13 protein-coding genes are annotated in these 14,584 nt (G+C 73.5%); 5 read left to right on the top strand and 8 right to left on the bottom strand.

Features of this window, described 5'->3' with window-relative positions:
- Positions 1–14: 14 nt before the first annotated feature.
- The 6 genes from AB0J46_RS26435 to AB0J46_RS26410 all read right to left on the bottom strand — a co-directional run bounded on the left by AB0J46_RS26435 (position 15) and on the right by AB0J46_RS26410 (position 5,565).
- The gene (locus AB0J46_RS26435; protein WP_364336376.1) at positions 15–953 is read right to left on the bottom strand and encodes a hypothetical protein; all 939 of its coding nucleotides are present in this window, start codon (positions 951–953) and stop codon (positions 15–17) included.
- A gap of 66 nt (positions 954–1,019) precedes the next feature.
- Positions 1,020–1,688: an HAD family phosphatase gene (locus tag AB0J46_RS26430; protein WP_364336374.1), complete on the bottom strand. Its 669-nt coding sequence runs from the start codon at positions 1,686–1,688 to the stop codon at positions 1,020–1,022.
- Positions 1,681–2,751, bottom strand: coding sequence for an ABC transporter ATP-binding protein (locus AB0J46_RS26425; protein ID WP_364336372.1), 1,071 nt, complete (start codon positions 2,749–2,751; stop codon positions 1,681–1,683). Before AB0J46_RS26425 ends, AB0J46_RS26430 begins: the two co-directional genes overlap by 8 nt.
- Entirely contained in the window at positions 2,748–3,602 is an 855-nt protein-coding gene (locus AB0J46_RS26420; protein WP_364336370.1) for an ABC transporter permease subunit, read from the bottom strand. The genes AB0J46_RS26425 and AB0J46_RS26420 overlap by 4 nt, the downstream gene beginning before the upstream one ends.
- The gene (locus AB0J46_RS26415) at positions 3,590–4,414 is read right to left on the bottom strand and encodes an ABC transporter permease subunit (protein WP_352360635.1); all 825 of its coding nucleotides are present in this window, start codon (positions 4,412–4,414) and stop codon (positions 3,590–3,592) included. The genes AB0J46_RS26420 and AB0J46_RS26415 overlap by 13 nt, the downstream gene beginning before the upstream one ends.
- Positions 4,411–5,565 (bottom strand): ABC transporter substrate-binding protein, encoded by a 1,155-nt coding sequence (locus tag AB0J46_RS26410; RefSeq protein WP_364336368.1) that lies wholly within the window; start codon positions 5,563–5,565, stop codon positions 4,411–4,413. Before AB0J46_RS26410 ends, AB0J46_RS26415 begins: the two co-directional genes overlap by 4 nt.
- Before the next feature lie 112 nt (positions 5,566–5,677).
- Between AB0J46_RS26410 and AB0J46_RS26405 the strand changes: the two genes are divergently transcribed.
- The 3 genes from AB0J46_RS26405 to dnaE all read left to right on the top strand — a co-directional run bounded on the left by AB0J46_RS26405 (position 5,678) and on the right by dnaE (position 10,411).
- Positions 5,678–6,424, top strand: coding sequence for a GntR family transcriptional regulator (locus AB0J46_RS26405; RefSeq protein WP_358294820.1), 747 nt, complete (start codon positions 5,678–5,680; stop codon positions 6,422–6,424).
- 79 nt (positions 6,425–6,503) lie between these two features.
- Entirely contained in the window at positions 6,504–6,770 is a 267-nt protein-coding gene (locus tag AB0J46_RS26400; RefSeq protein WP_352323492.1) for a DUF6504 family protein, read from the top strand.
- Positions 6,770–10,411: a DNA polymerase III subunit alpha gene (dnaE, locus tag AB0J46_RS26395; RefSeq protein WP_364336365.1), complete on the top strand. Its 3,642-nt coding sequence runs from the start codon at positions 6,770–6,772 to the stop codon at positions 10,409–10,411. The genes AB0J46_RS26400 and dnaE overlap by 1 nt, the downstream gene beginning before the upstream one ends.
- A gap of 22 nt (positions 10,412–10,433) precedes the next feature.
- Here the strand turns inward: dnaE and AB0J46_RS26390 are convergent, their stop codons facing one another.
- Together AB0J46_RS26390 and AB0J46_RS26385 are read right to left on the bottom strand one after the other, a co-directional pair.
- A complete protein-coding gene (locus tag AB0J46_RS26390; protein ID WP_364336364.1) occupies positions 10,434–11,105 on the bottom strand; it encodes a DUF4328 domain-containing protein in 672 nt (223 codons plus the stop codon).
- Between the two features lie 115 nt (positions 11,106–11,220).
- Positions 11,221–11,868, bottom strand: coding sequence for a response regulator transcription factor (locus tag AB0J46_RS26385; protein WP_352323489.1), 648 nt, complete (start codon positions 11,866–11,868; stop codon positions 11,221–11,223).
- A gap of 91 nt (positions 11,869–11,959) precedes the next feature.
- Between AB0J46_RS26385 and AB0J46_RS26380 the strand changes: the two genes are divergently transcribed.
- Both AB0J46_RS26380 and AB0J46_RS26375 read left to right on the top strand, forming a co-directional pair.
- Complete coding sequence (locus AB0J46_RS26380; RefSeq protein ID WP_364336362.1) at positions 11,960–12,637, top strand: ABC transporter ATP-binding protein; 678 nt, start codon at positions 11,960–11,962, stop codon at positions 12,635–12,637.
- Complete coding sequence (locus AB0J46_RS26375) at positions 12,634–14,571, top strand: FtsX-like permease family protein (protein WP_364336360.1); 1,938 nt, start codon at positions 12,634–12,636, stop codon at positions 14,569–14,571. The genes AB0J46_RS26380 and AB0J46_RS26375 overlap by 4 nt, the downstream gene beginning before the upstream one ends.
- Positions 14,572–14,584: the final 13 nt, after the last annotated feature.

Raw genomic sequence — 14,584 nt, 5'->3', positions numbered from 1 at the left:
CTTACCGATCGCGGCTATCCGCCGCAGGACGCGCACGCGATGCGCGTACGCCGCGCGTACGACCAGGCCGCCACGGCCATCCCGGCGCCCCACACCACGTACCCGGGCACGGCCACCCAGAAGAACGCCTCGGGCAGATCGCCCCCGGAGAACGGCACGCCCCCGCTGAGCCGTTCGGCGGCCATCTGCCCCAGCGCCACCCCGAAGTAGGCCAGCAGCCCGCCGGACACCCCCGCCCCCGGCCACAACACCAGCCGGCGCGGCACCGGACGCCCGGCCAGCCACGGCACCCATCCCGGCCACACCCGCCCGAACCGGTGGACGAGCGCCAGCGGCAGCAGCGTCCCGGCGAGCAGGAACTCGATCTCGAACGCCACCGCCCCGGCACGGTACGGCACGACGTCGAACCCGACGGCCGCCTGCGCCGCGATCCGCGCCAGGCAGCCGGCCACGGAGACGTAGGCCGCGGCGAAGGCCCACCCCGGCGTACGCGCGAGCACCCGGGACGAACGCCGCCCGCACGCCCCGCACGCCCCCGCCGACCGCCGCCGGTAGGCCGCGGCGGACCGCCAGAGCAGCACCCCCGAGCCCACGCAGGCCGCCTTGCTGAGCGCCCCCGCCCACGAGAACGGCATGCCGAGCCCCGGGACGACCACCGACACCACGTCGAGCAGCAGCAGCGCCCCCGACACGATGAGCGCGCCGCCCACCGCCCACGCCAGCGCCGGCGGCGCCCATCCCAGCGGGCCGTCCGGGCGCGCGGCCATCAGGACGACCAGCGCCGCCGCGGCCGCCGCGCACAGGCCCACCGCCGCCCAGCCGGTGAACACGATCAGGTCGGACCCGATCGGCGACATCCGCTCCGGCATGTGGCCGAGCTCCCAGTAGACGCGCAGGCCGCCGTAGAGGACGACCAGCGCCAGCGCGACGGCGGGCGTCCTGACAGTTCTCACGTCGGGGATCATGCACGAGATCCTGCCGACGCCCGCGGGCCCGTCCCTCCCCTGCGGGAGGCGGGCTCATCCCCCGTGCGGGGGAGCGCCGCGCAGCCCGGCCCGCACCTGGGCCAGCCCGCGCGCGGGGTCCACCACCAGCACGCGGCAGCCCGCGGCGGTGGCCGCGGCCACGCCCGCCGGGCTGTCCTCGACGGCCACGCACCGCGCCGGGGCCACCCGCAGCCTGCGGGCCGCCTCCAGGTACGGGTCCGGGTGCGGTTTGCCCCGGTCGGTGTCCTCGTCGGCGATCACCAGGTCGAACGCGTGCCCGAGCCGGGGCAGCACCAGCTCCGCGATGCTGCGGGGGGAGGCGGTCACCAGTGCGGTCGGGACGTCCGCCGCGGCCAGCTCGGCCAGCAGCTCCGGCGCCCCCGGCACGACCGTCAGCCCGGTCCTGACGCGCTCGGCGAACGCCTCGGTGAGCGCGCCCGCGACCCCCTCCACGCTCACCCCGCCGACCCCGTCCACCAGGTACGCGGCCGTGTCGCCCACCGTGCGGCCCGTCACGTGCGGCGCGTCGGCGGCCGTCAGCGCGCGGCCCAGCGACCGGGCCACCGACGCCGCGGCCTGCCACCAGAGCCCTTCGGTGTCCACCAGCGTGCCGTCCATGTCGAACAGGACCGCGTCCGGCATGCCGTCCACAGAGGACGGGACCGCGTCGGACACGATCGCGTCGGCCGGTCTGTCAGGCATCGGCCGACAACACCGGCGCGGGCGCCGTCACCGTACGGGCGGCCACCAGCACCGGACGCTCCACCAGCCGGACCGTGACGCGCGCCCCCGCCCCCAGCCGGGCCGCCTCGTGCCCCGGCACGTCGGCCAGCACCTCGCCGCCCTCCAGCGACAGCCGCAGCCGCACCGAGGCCCCCCGGAAGGACGCGGCCAGCACCTCGGCGGCGCCGTCCGGGTCGGGCGTGACCCGGACGGCCTCGGGCCGGATCAGCACGTCCACGTCGGGCTCGGCGGGCGCCGGGCCGTCCACGGGCAGGAGCTGGCCGAGCACGGTGACGCCGTCCCCGGACAGCCGCCCGGCCAGGTGGTTCATGGCACCGACGAACTCGGCGACGAACGGCGTGGCCGGCCGGTCGTAGACCTCGGCGGGCGGCCCGCACTGCTCCAGCCGTCCCTCGCGCAGCACCGCGACCCGGTCGGCGATCGACAGGGCCTCCTCCTGGTCGTGGGTGACGAAGACGGTGGTGATGCCGAGGTCGAGCTGCAACCGGCGGATCTCCTCGCGCAACGTCACCCGCACCTTGGCGTCGAGCGCCGACAGCGGCTCGTCGAGCAGCAGCACGCGCGGTTCGAGCGCGAGCGCGCGGGCCAGGGCGACGCGCTGCTGCTGGCCGCCGGAGAGCTGGTGCGGGAAACGGTCGGCGTGCGCGGGGAGGCCGACGAGTTCGAGCAGCTCGGCGGCCCTGGCGTGCCGGACGGCCGCGGGCGCCTTGCGGACGCGCAGGCCGAAGGCCACGTTGTCGCGGGCGTTGAGGTTGGGGAAGAGCGAGTAGGACTGGAAGACCATCCCGGCGTCGCGCTTGTTGGCGGGCACGTTCGTGATGTCCTTGCCGTCCAGCAGCACCGCGCCGGAGTCGGGCCGCTCGAACCCGGCCACGCAGCGCAGCGCCGTCGTCTTGCCGCAGCCCGACGGCCCCAGCAGGGCGACGAACTCGCCGGGGGCGATGGTCAGGTCGAACCCGTCGAGCGCGACCGTCCTGCCGAACACCCGGCGCAGCCCGCGGAACTCCACCGCAGCGGTCATGATTTCTTCCTTCCACTGAAGACGGTGGAGACGGCGAGCAGCAACGCCCAGATGAGCAGCAGGCTGAGGATGGAGACCGCGACGGACAGCTGACCCTTGGAGCCGGAGACGGTCACGATCCAGACCGCGAACGGCTCGTAGCCGAGCAGGCTGGCCACCGTGTACTCGCCCAGCACCAGCGCGAGCGTCAGGAACGACGCGCTGGCCAGGGCCGAGCGCAGGTTCGGCACCACGACCCGCAGCAGCACGTGCGGCCAGGACGCGCCCAGGTTCCGGGCGGCCTCGACCAGCGTGCGCACGTCCATGGTGCGCAGCCCGGCGTCCAGCGAGCGGTAGACGAACGGCAGCACCAGCACGACGTAGGCGAGCACGAGCACGACGGGGAACCCCGGGTCCTGGATCGCGATCAGCGTGCCCCAGAACGGCGTCGGCGCCAGGATGTCGGCCCCGTCACGCAACGACGTCGTCAGCCCGGCCACGAACGTGATCGGCGGCACCACCAGCGGCAGCGTGCACAGCACCTCCATCACCGGCCGCAGCCGCGGCGCGAACAGCCGTACGGCCAGCATCGCGGGCAGCGCCAGCAGCAGGACCAGCACGATCGTCGCGGCGGCCAGCGACAACGACAGCAGCAGCGAGCGCGCGAAGCCCTCGGCCGTCAGCAGCTCGCCGTAGGCGGAGAACGACACCCCGGTGGCCGGGTTGTGCACCGTGTACCAGAGCGAGGCGCCGAGCGGGATCAGGAAGTAGGCCGCGGCCAGGGCGAACACCAGGCCGCGCCACCAGCGGGGCCGGGCGGGCGGTTTCGCCGCCGCCGCGGCGACGGGCTCCAGCCCGGTCAGCGCAGCCATCGGGAGCTCCTCCTCTGCAGCGGCAGGTAGATCGCCATCACCAGCCCGGCCACCACGATCATGTCCAGGCTGAGCGCCAGCGCGATGTTCTCGTAGCCGACCAGCACGTCACCGGTCAGCGCGCTGGCGATCTTCAGGGTGACCAGCGGCACGACGGTGCCCACCATGGCGTTGGCGGTCGCGTACGCCGAGAACGCCGACCCGAACAGCAGCACCACGCCGCCCAGCATCGCGGGCGCGAGCACCGGCAGCGCGACGAAGCGCCAGTAGTGCCAGGCGGTCGCGCCGCTGTTGGCGGCGGCCTCGCGCCACTGGGGCTTCAGCCCGTCCAGCGCGGGCGCCATGACCAGCACCATCAGCGGGATCGCGAAGTACAGGTAGACGATCGCCAGCCCCCAGAACGTGTACAACGACCCGGAGGGCAGCCCCACCAGGCCGCTGATCACGCCCGAGTTGCCCAGCGTGGCGATCCAGAAGAACGCCAGCGGCACCCCGCCGAAGTTGGCCAGCACGCCCGAGGCGGTCAGCACGGCCTCGCGCAGCAGCGTGAAGCGCGAGGTCACCACGGCGTAGGCGAGGAACGTGCCGAGGACGGCCCCGGCCAGCGCCACCACGGCCGACAGCTTGACGCTCCCGGCCATGGCGACGAGGTAGCCGCCCTGGAGGCTCTGCGCGAGGTTGGCCAGACTCGGCCGTCCCTGGACGGTGAAGGCCCCCGCGACCAGCGCGACCGCCGGGACCCCGAAGACGAGGGCGAAGAAGGCCAGCAGGGGCAGGGCGCCGGCCCAGCCCCTGGAACGCGGGCGGGTCATCCCGAGATCGCGGCGTCCCAGCCGCTGGCCAGCTTGGCCTTGGCCGCGTCGACCTGCTCGGGCGTGGGGAACTCGGGCGTGCCCTCGACCTGGGGCAGCTTCGCGGCCAGCGCCTTGTCCACCGTGCCGTCGGAGGTCATGGACGGCAGCAGCACCGGACGGGCGAAGCCCTTGAGGTAGAGGTTCTGGCCCTCGGCGCTGTAGAGGTACTCCTGCCACAGCCTGGCCGCCGCCGGGTGCGGGGCGTCCTTGTTGACGGCCTGGGCGTACATCTGGAAGTACTTGCCGTCGGTCGGCACGTTCACCTTCCAGTCGAGGCCCTTGGCGGCCATCTGGGGGGCGTAGGCGGCGTTGTTGTAGTCCCAGTCGATGCTGATCTGGGTCTCGCCCTTCTCGATGGTCGCCGGGGTCGTCTCGACCGGGTTGTAGTTGCCGGCGTCCTTGAGCTTCTTGAAGAAGTCGATGCCGGGCTGGATGTCGTCGAAGGAGCCGCCGTTCGCGATCGCGGCGGCGTACACGCCGGCGAAGGCCGAGCCGGACTTGGTCGGGTTGCCGTTCATCGCGACCTTGCCCTTGTACTCGGGCTTGAGCAGGTCGGCGTAGCTGGTCGGGCAGTTGGCGATCTTCTTGGCGTCGCAGCCGATCGAGACGTAGCCGCCGTAGTCGTTGGTCCAGAGCCCGGTCGGCTCCTTCTGACCCTCGGGGATCTTGTCGAACGACTGCACCTTGTACGGCGCGAACAGCCCTTCCTTGGCGCCGCTGATCGCGAACGACTGGCCGAGGTCGAGCACGTCGGGGGCGCGGTCCTGGCCCTTGCGGGTCTTGACGGCGTTGATCTCGTCCGCGCTGGCCGCGTCGGGCGTCTCGCTCTCGATCTTGATGCCGTACTTGGCCTCGAACGACTTGATGATCTCGCCGTAGTTGGCCCAGTCGGGCGGGAGCGCGATGACGTGGAGGTTGCCCTCCTTCTTGGCGGCCTCGACGAGCTTGTCGAAGCCGCCGAAGTCGGCGGCGGAGGCGGCGGTCGCCGCGTTCGCCCCGCCTTCGGCCGTCTTGGTGGTCTGCTGGCTGCTCGGGGCGGCGCCACACGCCGCGGTGACAACGGTAAGGGCCGCGATGACGCCGGCCGTACGGGCGCGAGGTGTGAACACGTCGCCTCCACTCTCCGGGGGGTGTGGAAAGAACCTAAGGGAACTTGTACAAACAAGCGAGCACCAGTAAGTCGCATAAACATTGCTCTTTCGTGAATGGAGAAGGTCGCGAATGGTTGCGCGCTATGAACGGATAGCCGCTGAGCTGCGTGATGACATCCTGGCGGGCGCGTACCCGGTCGGTTCCCAGCTTCCGAGCGAGGCCGAGCTGGCCACCCGGCACCGGGCGGCGCGCGGGACCGTGCGGCAGGCGGTGGCCGTGCTGGTCGCCGAGGGGCTGGTGGGGTCGAGGCAGGGCGCCAGGCGCATCGTGCTCGGCAACGCGCGCAGCCAGAGCTTCGCCGAGCTGCACAGCTTCGCCCAGTGGGCCAGGGCCAACGGCTACCGCATCGGCGGCCAGGTGATCTCCCAGCGCCGCCGGGCCGCCACCGCGCCCGAGTCCGCCAGGTTCGGCGGGGGCGAGGTGCTGGAGGTGCTGCGCCTGCGCTCGCTGGAGGGCGAGCCCGTCCTGGTCGAGCGGACCGTCTACGCCGAGTGGGTGGCCCCCGCCGTCGAGGCGCTGCCCGCCGACTGCGCGTCCGTCACCGAGGCCCTGTACGAGTCCGTCGGCCTGATCTTCGCCTACGGCGAGCACCTCATCGACGCCGTGCCCGCCGGCGCGGGGGATGCCCGGCTGCTGGGCGTGCGGCGCGGCAGCCCGCTCCTGCGCCAGCGCCGCGTCACCACCACGCACGAGGGCCGCCCGGTGGAGTCCTCCGACGACCGCTACCGGGCGGGCAGCGTCACCTTCAGCATCCGCAACTCGATCGGCGCCAACCCTCTGACGCGGCGGGCGGGCGACTTGCGCTTCGGGCCGTAAGAACATATGTTCGATACATAAGCGCCCGTCTTCCCCCGGGTGGCTCAGCAAAGGAACCAGAGCCGCGGGGAGAAGCGTCTTGAGCAGACTCTATGGCGATCCGATAGAGGTGTGGACCAGAGACGGTGAGCCGACCCAGTTCGTCTGGCGCGACCGGCTCTACCTCGTCCGCAACGTGCTCGACCACTGGGTCGTGGCGCGCGAGTGGTGGAAGACCGGCGAGGGCGACCCCGGCGAGCGCCGCTTCTGGCGGGTGGAGGCGAGCCCGGGGCGCGAGGTCGGCTCGTACGAGCTGCGCTACGACACCGCCGGTGACGGCTGGCTGCTGCTGCGGGCGTGGGACTGATGGCGCCCCCGTTCCCGCACCTCGACGTGGCCTCGGCCTACTCCATGAGGTACGGCACCGCCTTCCCGCACGCCCTGGTGGAACGGGCCGTCGAACACGGCATGGACATCCTCGCGCTGACCGACCGCGACGGGCTCTACGGCGCGGTCAAGCACGTCCAGGCGTGCGCGGACGCCGGGATCGCCCCCGTGGTCGGCGTCAACCTGGCGCTGGACGTCCCGGCCGTCCCGGCGGCGCCCGGCATGCGCGCGCCGCGGCCCAGGACCGGGCCGGACGCCGAGGACCGGGTCACCGTGCTGGCCCGCTCCGGCGGCTGGTCGCGGCTGTGCCGCCTGGTCACCGCCGCGCACGCCGCCGGCGAGCGCGGCGCGCCCAAGGTGACCCGCGAGCTGGTCGGCGCCTGGGCCGGGCCGGCGGGCGGCGACCACGGGTTCGGCGCCGAGGACGGGCTCGTGGTGCTGCTCGGGCCGCGCTCCGACGTCGGCCGGGCGATCGCCGAACGCCGCGACGAGCAGGCCAGGACGCTGCTCGGCCGGTGGCGCGCCGCCGTCCCCGGCGTGGTGATCGAACTGGTCGACCAGTACGGCTTCCGCGACGCCATCACGGCCGTCCGCATGCTCGGCCTGGCCGAGTCCGCCGGCGTGCCGGCCGTGCTGACCAATGCCGCCCGCTACCTCGACCCGGCCGACCACCAGGTCGGCGACGTGCTCGACGCGGCCCGCCGGCTCGTCCCGCTGCACCCCAGGCACCTGGAGAGCACCACCTCGCACGCCTATCTCAAGAGCACCAAGGAGATGTGGCAGGTGGCGGCCAAGGTCTGCGGCGCCGACCGGGAGCGGGTGGCCCGGCTGCTGTTCACCACCAGGCGCCTGGCCGAGGCATGCTCGATGGACCCGCTGCGGCTGCTCGCGCTCAGGAACGACCCGCCCGACCTCAACCTGCCCGAGGTCGGCCGCGACCCGGTGCCGCTGCTGCGCAACCGCGTCGAGGACGGCCTGGTCAGGCGCGGCCTCGACCGTTCGGCGGAGGCCAGGGAACGCCTGCGGGCCGAGCTGGACGTCATCGAGCGCAAGCGCCTGTCGGGGTACTTCATCGCCGTGGCCGGCATCACCGACATGATCCGCGGCATGGACATCCGCTGCGCCATCCGCGGCTCGGGCGCCGGCAGCCTGGTCAACTACCTCATCGGCATCGGCGAGGTGAACCCGCTCGAACACGGCCTGCTCATGGAGCGTTTCCTGTCGGAGGGCCGCGTCGGCCTGCCCGACATCGACGTGGACGTGGAGTCGGCCCGCCGGCTCGACTGCTACAAGGCCATCTTCGAACGCTACGGCGAGGCCCGCGTGGCCTGCGTGTCCATGATGGAGACCTACCGCGCGCGCAGCGCCATCAGGGACGTCGCCGGCGCGATGGGCCTGCCGCCGCACGAGATCGACGCCATCGCCAAGGCGTTCCCGCACATCAGGGCCAGGCAGATCACCGCGTCCCTGGCCGACCTGCCCGAGCTGCGCGAGAGCCGGCTCGGCGAGGCCGGGCTCGACCGGGTGTTCCGGCTGGCCGAGAAGCTCGACGGCCTGCCCAGGCACATCGCGCTGCACCCGTGCGGCGTGCTGGTCGGCAACTCGGGCCTGCGCGACAGGACGCCGGTGGAACGCAGCCTGCTGGAGTTCCCGATGTCCCAGTTCGACAAGGACGACGTGGAGGAGGCCGGCCTGCTCAAGCTGGACGTGCTGGGCGTGCGGATGCAGTCGGCCATGGCGTACACGCTGAGCGAGATCAAACGCGTGGACGACATCGAGGTCAGGCTGGACGAGCAGGCCGGCGACGACCCCGGCGTCGAGTACGTCCCGCACGACGACCAGGAGACCTACGACATGATCTGCGCCAGCCGCACGCTCGGCTGCTTCCAGATCGAGTCGCCGGGCCAGCGGGAGCTGGTGGCCAAGCTGGAGCCGCGCCGGATGCACGACCTGATCGTGGACATCTCCCTGTTCCGGCCGGGGCCGGTCAACTCCGACATGGTCACCCCCTACCTGGAGGCCAGGCACGGGTGGCGGCAGCCGTACTACCCGCACGCCCGGCTGCGCGAGGCGCTGAAGGAGACGCACGGCGTGGTCGTCTTCCACGAGCAGGTGCTGAAGATCATCTCGGTGATGACGGGACGCGACCTGTCCTTCGCCGAGACCCTGCGGCGCACCCTCGGCACGCCGGAGGGCCGGGAGCGGGTGCGCAAGGCGTTCGTGCCGCTGGCCAGGGCCAACGGGTTCGGCGACGCGGCGGTGGAACGGGCCTGGAAGGTCCTCGACGCGTTCGGCGCCTTCGGGTTCTGCAAGGCGCACGCGGCGGCGTTCGCGCTGCCCACCTACCAGTCGGCCTGGCTCAAGCGGCACCACGCGGCGGCGTTCTTCGCCGGGGTGCTCACCCACGAGCCCGGCATGTACCCGTCGCGCGTCATCATCGACGAGGCCCGGCAGTGCGGGGTGGAGATCCTGCCGCTCGACGTCAACGGGTCCGGCAAGGACTGGCGGGTGGAACGGCTCGGCCCGCGCCCGCCGCTGCGGCTCCGGGTGAGCCCGTCGGAGCTGGGGGAGGAGCGGCGTCCGGTGCGGCAGGAGTTCAGGATCGGGGAGATCGGCCGCGGTTACGCGCTGCGGGTGCCGTTCTCGGCGATCAAGGGGGTGAGCGAGGCCGAGGTCGAACGCATGGTGGCCGGGCAGCCGTACACGTCGCTGGCCGACTTCTGGGACCGGGCCAGGCCCTCGCGCCCGACCATCGAGCGCATCGTCCAGGTCGGCGGCCTCGACGCGCTGCACGGCCTGCGTCCCGGCGGCCCCCGCTGGCGTCCGGGCGAGCTGACCCGGCGCGACCTGATCGCCCAGGTGGGGGCGCTGGAGCGGGCGTCGTCGATCGGCGTGCGCTCGGCCGCGCCCCGGTCCAGGCGCTACACCGCGGCGCCGCCGCGTCCCCGGGCCGAGCCGCCGTCCACGCAGCTGCCGCTCGGCTTCGGCGAGCACCTGCCGCCCGGCGAGCTGCCCGAGATGACGGAGACGGAGATGGTCGAGGCCGAGCTGGAGATCCTCGGCATCGACGTCAGCCGGCACGTCATCAGCTTCCACGACGAGCTGCTCGACGCGCTCGGGGTGGTGCGCTCCAAGGACCTGCTCGCCCAGCGCAACGGCGCGGAGGTGCTGGTCGCAGGGGTGAAGGTGGCCACCCAGACGCCCGCCGTGCGCTCGGGGCAGCGGGTCATCTTCACCACCCTCGACGACTCGACGGGGCCGGTCGACCTGACCTTCTTCGAGTCGGTGCAGGGCAGGTGCGCGGCGACGGTGTTCGGCTCGTGGCTCATGCTGGCCAGGGGGGTGGTCCGCCGTACGGGGGCCCGCGCGGTCTCCATGCGCGCCGTCGACTGCTGGAACCTGACCGACCTGGACGCGCTGTGGCGGGCGGAGGGCGTGGAGGCCGTCCGCGCGCTGCTCGACCGGGCTCCCGAAGAGCGGCCCGGCGTCGGCGGACGCAGGATCGAGTACGCCAACGGCTTCCGGCTCTCGCCCTACTCCGACCTCGGCCCCGCCATCGCCGCCCCGCCCCGGCAGCTCTGGCACGCCAGCCCCGGCAGCTCCGGCCCGACGGCGGCCTGACCCCGCACCCGGCCGGCGGTCGTCAGCCGGTGTGGCCGAACGGGGCCGAGCCCTGCGCGGGCCGGGTGGTCAGCCGGGTCACGACCTCGGGGCCGGGCGCGGACTCGGCGACCGCCGCGCGCAGCCGTCCGGCCACGTCGAGCCGCTGGACGCGGGTGACCTCGCGGACGGTGGCGGCGCACAGCAGAGCCGCCACCATCGCGCCGCCCAGCTCCAGCAACCCCACCCCGGTCAGCCCGTCGGAGGCGGACTCCAGCGGGAGGCGGACCGTGACCAGCGTCAGCATGCCCAGCCAGCTCAGCCACCACGCCGTCAGCAGCACCAGCCACCGCCCGCGCCGCCCGGACGGCGGCTTGGCCCGCCGCCAGATGTCGTCGACCAGCAACGCGGGCGCGACCAGGTTGACGACGGGGATCAGCCACGCGGCCGCGACCGGGCCGGTGGGGCTGGAACGGTCCTTCACCTGACGGGCGCGCACCAGCCAGGTGACGTAGGCGGCCCCGGCGGCGACGGAGGTGCCCGCGACCAGCATCATCAGCACCGCGAACATCGTCACCGCCCCCACGACCGCCTCCGCCTGCGCCCCGTGGGGACGGCCGCCGAACGCGGCGAGCTGGACGGCGAGATGACGGCCGCGGGACCGCTCGAAGACCACGAGGGCGCCCAGGGAGAGGACCTGCGCGGCAAGCGTCACATATACGGCGGAAGCAGCTTTGGTAGGCGGTGCCTGGGCGTAGCGCACGATGTTCTCCCCCCGGGCCATGCGCTGAGGTTCTGACTCACTTGTATCCCGTGAGCACCGCTGTTAATCAGCTCACCACGCCGGATTCCCACGCCCAAGCTGCGATTCCCACCCGATTGCGGACACCGAGTTTCGCCTGGATGCTGCCCAGGTGCGTCTTCACCGTCGACAGCGACACGAACAGCTCGGCGGCCACCTCCTGGTTGGTGCGTCCTCTGGCCACCAGGCGCACGACGTCGAGCTCGCGGTCGGTCAGCGGGCCGTTCGGCGGCTCGGCCGCCCGCCTGGGCTGGGTCAGGTGCTGCAGCAGCCGTACGGTGACCGACGGCGAGACCAGCGCGTCGCCCCCGGCGGCGGCCCTGACCGCCTCGATGAGCAGCGTGGGGCCGCTGTCCTTGAGCAGGAAGCCGGTGGCCCCGGCGCGCAGCGCGCCGTAGACGTACTCGTCGAGGTCGAAGGTGGTGACGATGACCACCCGCATCGGGTTCTCCACGCCCGGCCCGGCCAGCACGCGGGTCACCTCCAGCCCGTCGAGCTTGGGCATCCTGATGTCGAGCAGGCACACGTCCGGCCGCAGCCGCCTGGCCTCGGCCACGGCCTCGGCGCCGTCGGCCACGGCGGCCACGACCTCCATGTCCGGTTGAGCGTCCAAGATCATTTGGAAGCCGGTGCGCACCAGCTGCTGGTCGTCGGCGATGAGAACCCGAATAGTCACGGCTCAACTCTAAGGATCAGCCGTTCGGCCGAGGCCGAAATGGACGCACGGCCGATCCGCCGCCACCCCCCGCCGCGGAAGGGTTGGGGCCATGAACGACGTGCTTGTTGGACGAGCCCTGGCCAAGCGGTTCGGGCAGACGGTCGCCCTGGGCGGCGTGGACATCACGGTACGGGCGGGAGAGGCCGTGGCCATCATGGGCCCGAGCGGTTCCGGCAAGTCGACCCTCCTCCACTGCCTGGCCGGCATCATGAAGCCGGACGACGGCGAGGTCCACCTGCTGGGCCAGCGCATCGACGCCATGGGCGAGCGTCAGCGCAGCGCCCTGCGCCGCACCCGCTTCGGCTTCGTCTTCCAGTTCGGCCAGCTCCTGCCGGAGCTGCCCGCCGAGGAGAACGTGGCGCTCCCGCTCATGCTGGGCGGCGTGCCGCGGGCCCAGGCCGTACGGCAGGCCCGCGAGTGGTTCCCGCTGCTCGGCCTGCACCAGATGGAGACCCGGCGGCCCGGCGAGCTGTCCGGCGGCCAGGCCCAGCGCGTGGCCATCGCCAGGGCGCTGGTGAGCAAGCCCGCCGTGGTCTTCGCCGACGAGCCGACCGGCGCGCTCGACCAGCAGACCGGCCAGGACACCATGCGCCTGCTCACCGAGGCGACCAGGCACAACGACGCCTGCCTGATCGTCGTCACGCACGACCCCAACGTGGCCGCCTGGTGCGACCGCACGGTCGAGGTCCGCGACGGCCGCCTGCTCGCCCACGGGGTGACCGCGTGAACCTCGACCTGACCTGGCGGCTGCTCAAGGGCGGCGGCCGCAGGGGCATGCTGGGCACCTGGCTCACCTTCGGCGCGGTCGCGGTGGCCACGGCGCTGCTGCTGTTCGCCGTCGCCGCGAACGTCGCCTTCGGCGCCAGGGCCGACCGCAGCGCCTGGCGCAACCCCGTGGCGGCGGCCCAGAAGGACGCGGTGGCCGTCGAGGCCTCCCGCTTCGACTACGTGGACGGCAAGACGATCACCGTCGTCGACCTGGCCGCGCTCAAGCCGGGGGCGCCCGCCCCGCCCGGCATGCCGCGCTTCCCGGCCCCCGGCGAGGTGTGGCTGTCGCCCGCCCTGTCCGAGCTGGCCGCGAAACTGCCCGCCGACCGGCTGGCCAAGCGCTACCCGGCGGTGAAGGGCGTGCTGGGCGACGAGGCGCTGGTCCAGCCCGAGGAGCTGGTCGCGGTGGTCGGCCACGCGCCGGACGCGCCCGCGATGACCGCCGAGCGCAGCGACGACTGGATCCTCGGCAAGCCGCCGGTCAAGGTCGCGACCCTGGCGGGCACGCCCAGCGAGGACGCCGAGGCGTACCAGGTGCTGGCGCTGATCGCCAGCGTGCTCATGGTGGTGCCGCTGCTGGTGTTCGGCGGCGCGGCGGCCAGGCTCACCGTCGCCCGGCGCGACCAGCGGCTGGCCGCGCTCAGGCTGATCGGCGCGACGCCGGGCCAGGTGGTCGGCATGACGGTGGCCGAGGCCGTGCTGGTGGCCTTCGCCGGGGCCCTGGCCGGGGCCGTCGCGTTCGGGGCGGCCGTGCCGCTGCTGGCGCGCATCCCGATCCAGGGCGGCACCTGGTTCGTCGCCGACCTGTTCCCGAACCTGCTGATCCTGGCCGGCGTGCTGGTCGCGGTGCCGCTGCTGGTGGGGCTGTCGGCGGTGGTCGGGCTGCGCCGGGTCGTGGTCAGTCCGCTCGGCGTGGCCAAGCGGGAGACGCCGCCCGGCATGCGGTTCGTCCGCGTGCTCGCGCTGCTCGCGGTGCTGGCCGCGTTCCCGCTGCTCACCAGGGGGACCAGCGTGGCGATCGTGGCCGTGGCGCTCGGGCTGGCGTTCCTGTGCCTGAACCTGGCCGGACCGTGGGTGGTCGGCCTCATCGGCAAGGTCGCCGCCAGGACCGCGCGCCGGCCCGCGCGGCTGCTGGCGGCCCGCAGGCTGGTGGACGATCCGCGCTCGGCCTGGCGGACCGTCAGCGGCGTGGCCCTGACCGGCTTCGTGGCCGGGTTCCTCGGCCTGCTCAGCCCCGGCGCGTTCGGCGGTGACACCGGGCCCGCCCAGCTCAGCGTCGTGGCGCCGATGGGGGAGACGGCGAAGGTGGCTGACCAGGCCCGCGACCGGCTCGCGCGGGCGGGCATCACGGCCACGGTGAAGACCGTCAAGCACACCGTGGTCGCGGCCCTCGGCAGCGGCGCCGACGACGTCGTGGTCGACCGGGCGCGCACCGCGCTGAGCGACCTCGTGCCGGGGCGCACCCCGACGACGAAGGCCGACGACCAGCGCTTCGGCCTGCTGCTCCTGGCCGACGTGCGGGTGGGCACGATCGTGGTGCTGTCGGTGTCGTTCCTGGTGGCGATCGCCAGCGCGGGCATCACCGCGGCGTCCTCGGTGCTGGACCGGCGGCAGACGTACGCGCTGCTGCGGCTGGCGGGCACGCCCCTGGAGGTCCTGGACCGGGCCCGGCGGGCCGAGACGCTGATCCCGATGGCCGTGATGGGCGGCGGCGCGATCCTGGTGGGCGCGTTCTGCGCGGTGCCGTTCATGATCGGCGGAGTGAGCACGAGCGGCGTGGTCACGCTGCTGGTCTGCGTGGGCGTCGGCTTCGCGGGCGTGATCGGCGCGGGCGCGCTGAGCAGGCCGCTGCTGCGCTCGGTGACCGAAGACCCGGCGCCCCGGCCGGACTGACCGCCCGGCCCGG

This window comes from Nonomuraea sp. NPDC049758 (genome assembly GCF_040674635.1).
Classification (GTDB): Bacteria; Actinomycetota; Actinomycetes; order Streptosporangiales; family Streptosporangiaceae; genus Nonomuraea.
This window is presented reverse-complemented; position numbering and strand designations above follow the sequence as displayed.

What these genes read in the sequence shown, in the direction of transcription:
- AB0J46_RS26430 (WP_364336374.1), bottom strand. Translation starts at nt 1,688, where the DNA reads ATGCCTGACAGACCGGCCGACGCGATCGTGTCCGACGCGGTCCCGTCC.
- AB0J46_RS26425 (WP_364336372.1), bottom strand. Translation starts at nt 2,751, where the DNA reads ATGACCGCTGCGGTGGAGTTCCGCGGGCTGCGCCGGGTGTTCGGCAGG.
- AB0J46_RS26420 (WP_364336370.1), bottom strand. Translation starts at nt 3,602, where the DNA reads ATGGCTGCGCTGACCGGGCTGGAGCCCGTCGCCGCGGCGGCGGCGAAA.
- AB0J46_RS26415 (WP_352360635.1), bottom strand. Translation starts at nt 4,414, where the DNA reads ATGACCCGCCCGCGTTCCAGGGGCTGGGCCGGCGCCCTGCCCCTGCTG.
- AB0J46_RS26405 (WP_358294820.1), top strand. Translation starts at nt 5,678, where the DNA reads ATGGTTGCGCGCTATGAACGGATAGCCGCTGAGCTGCGTGATGACATC.
- dnaE (WP_364336365.1), top strand. Translation starts at nt 6,770, where the DNA reads ATGGCGCCCCCGTTCCCGCACCTCGACGTGGCCTCGGCCTACTCCATG.
- AB0J46_RS26380 (WP_364336362.1), top strand. Translation starts at nt 11,960, where the DNA reads ATGAACGACGTGCTTGTTGGACGAGCCCTGGCCAAGCGGTTCGGGCAG.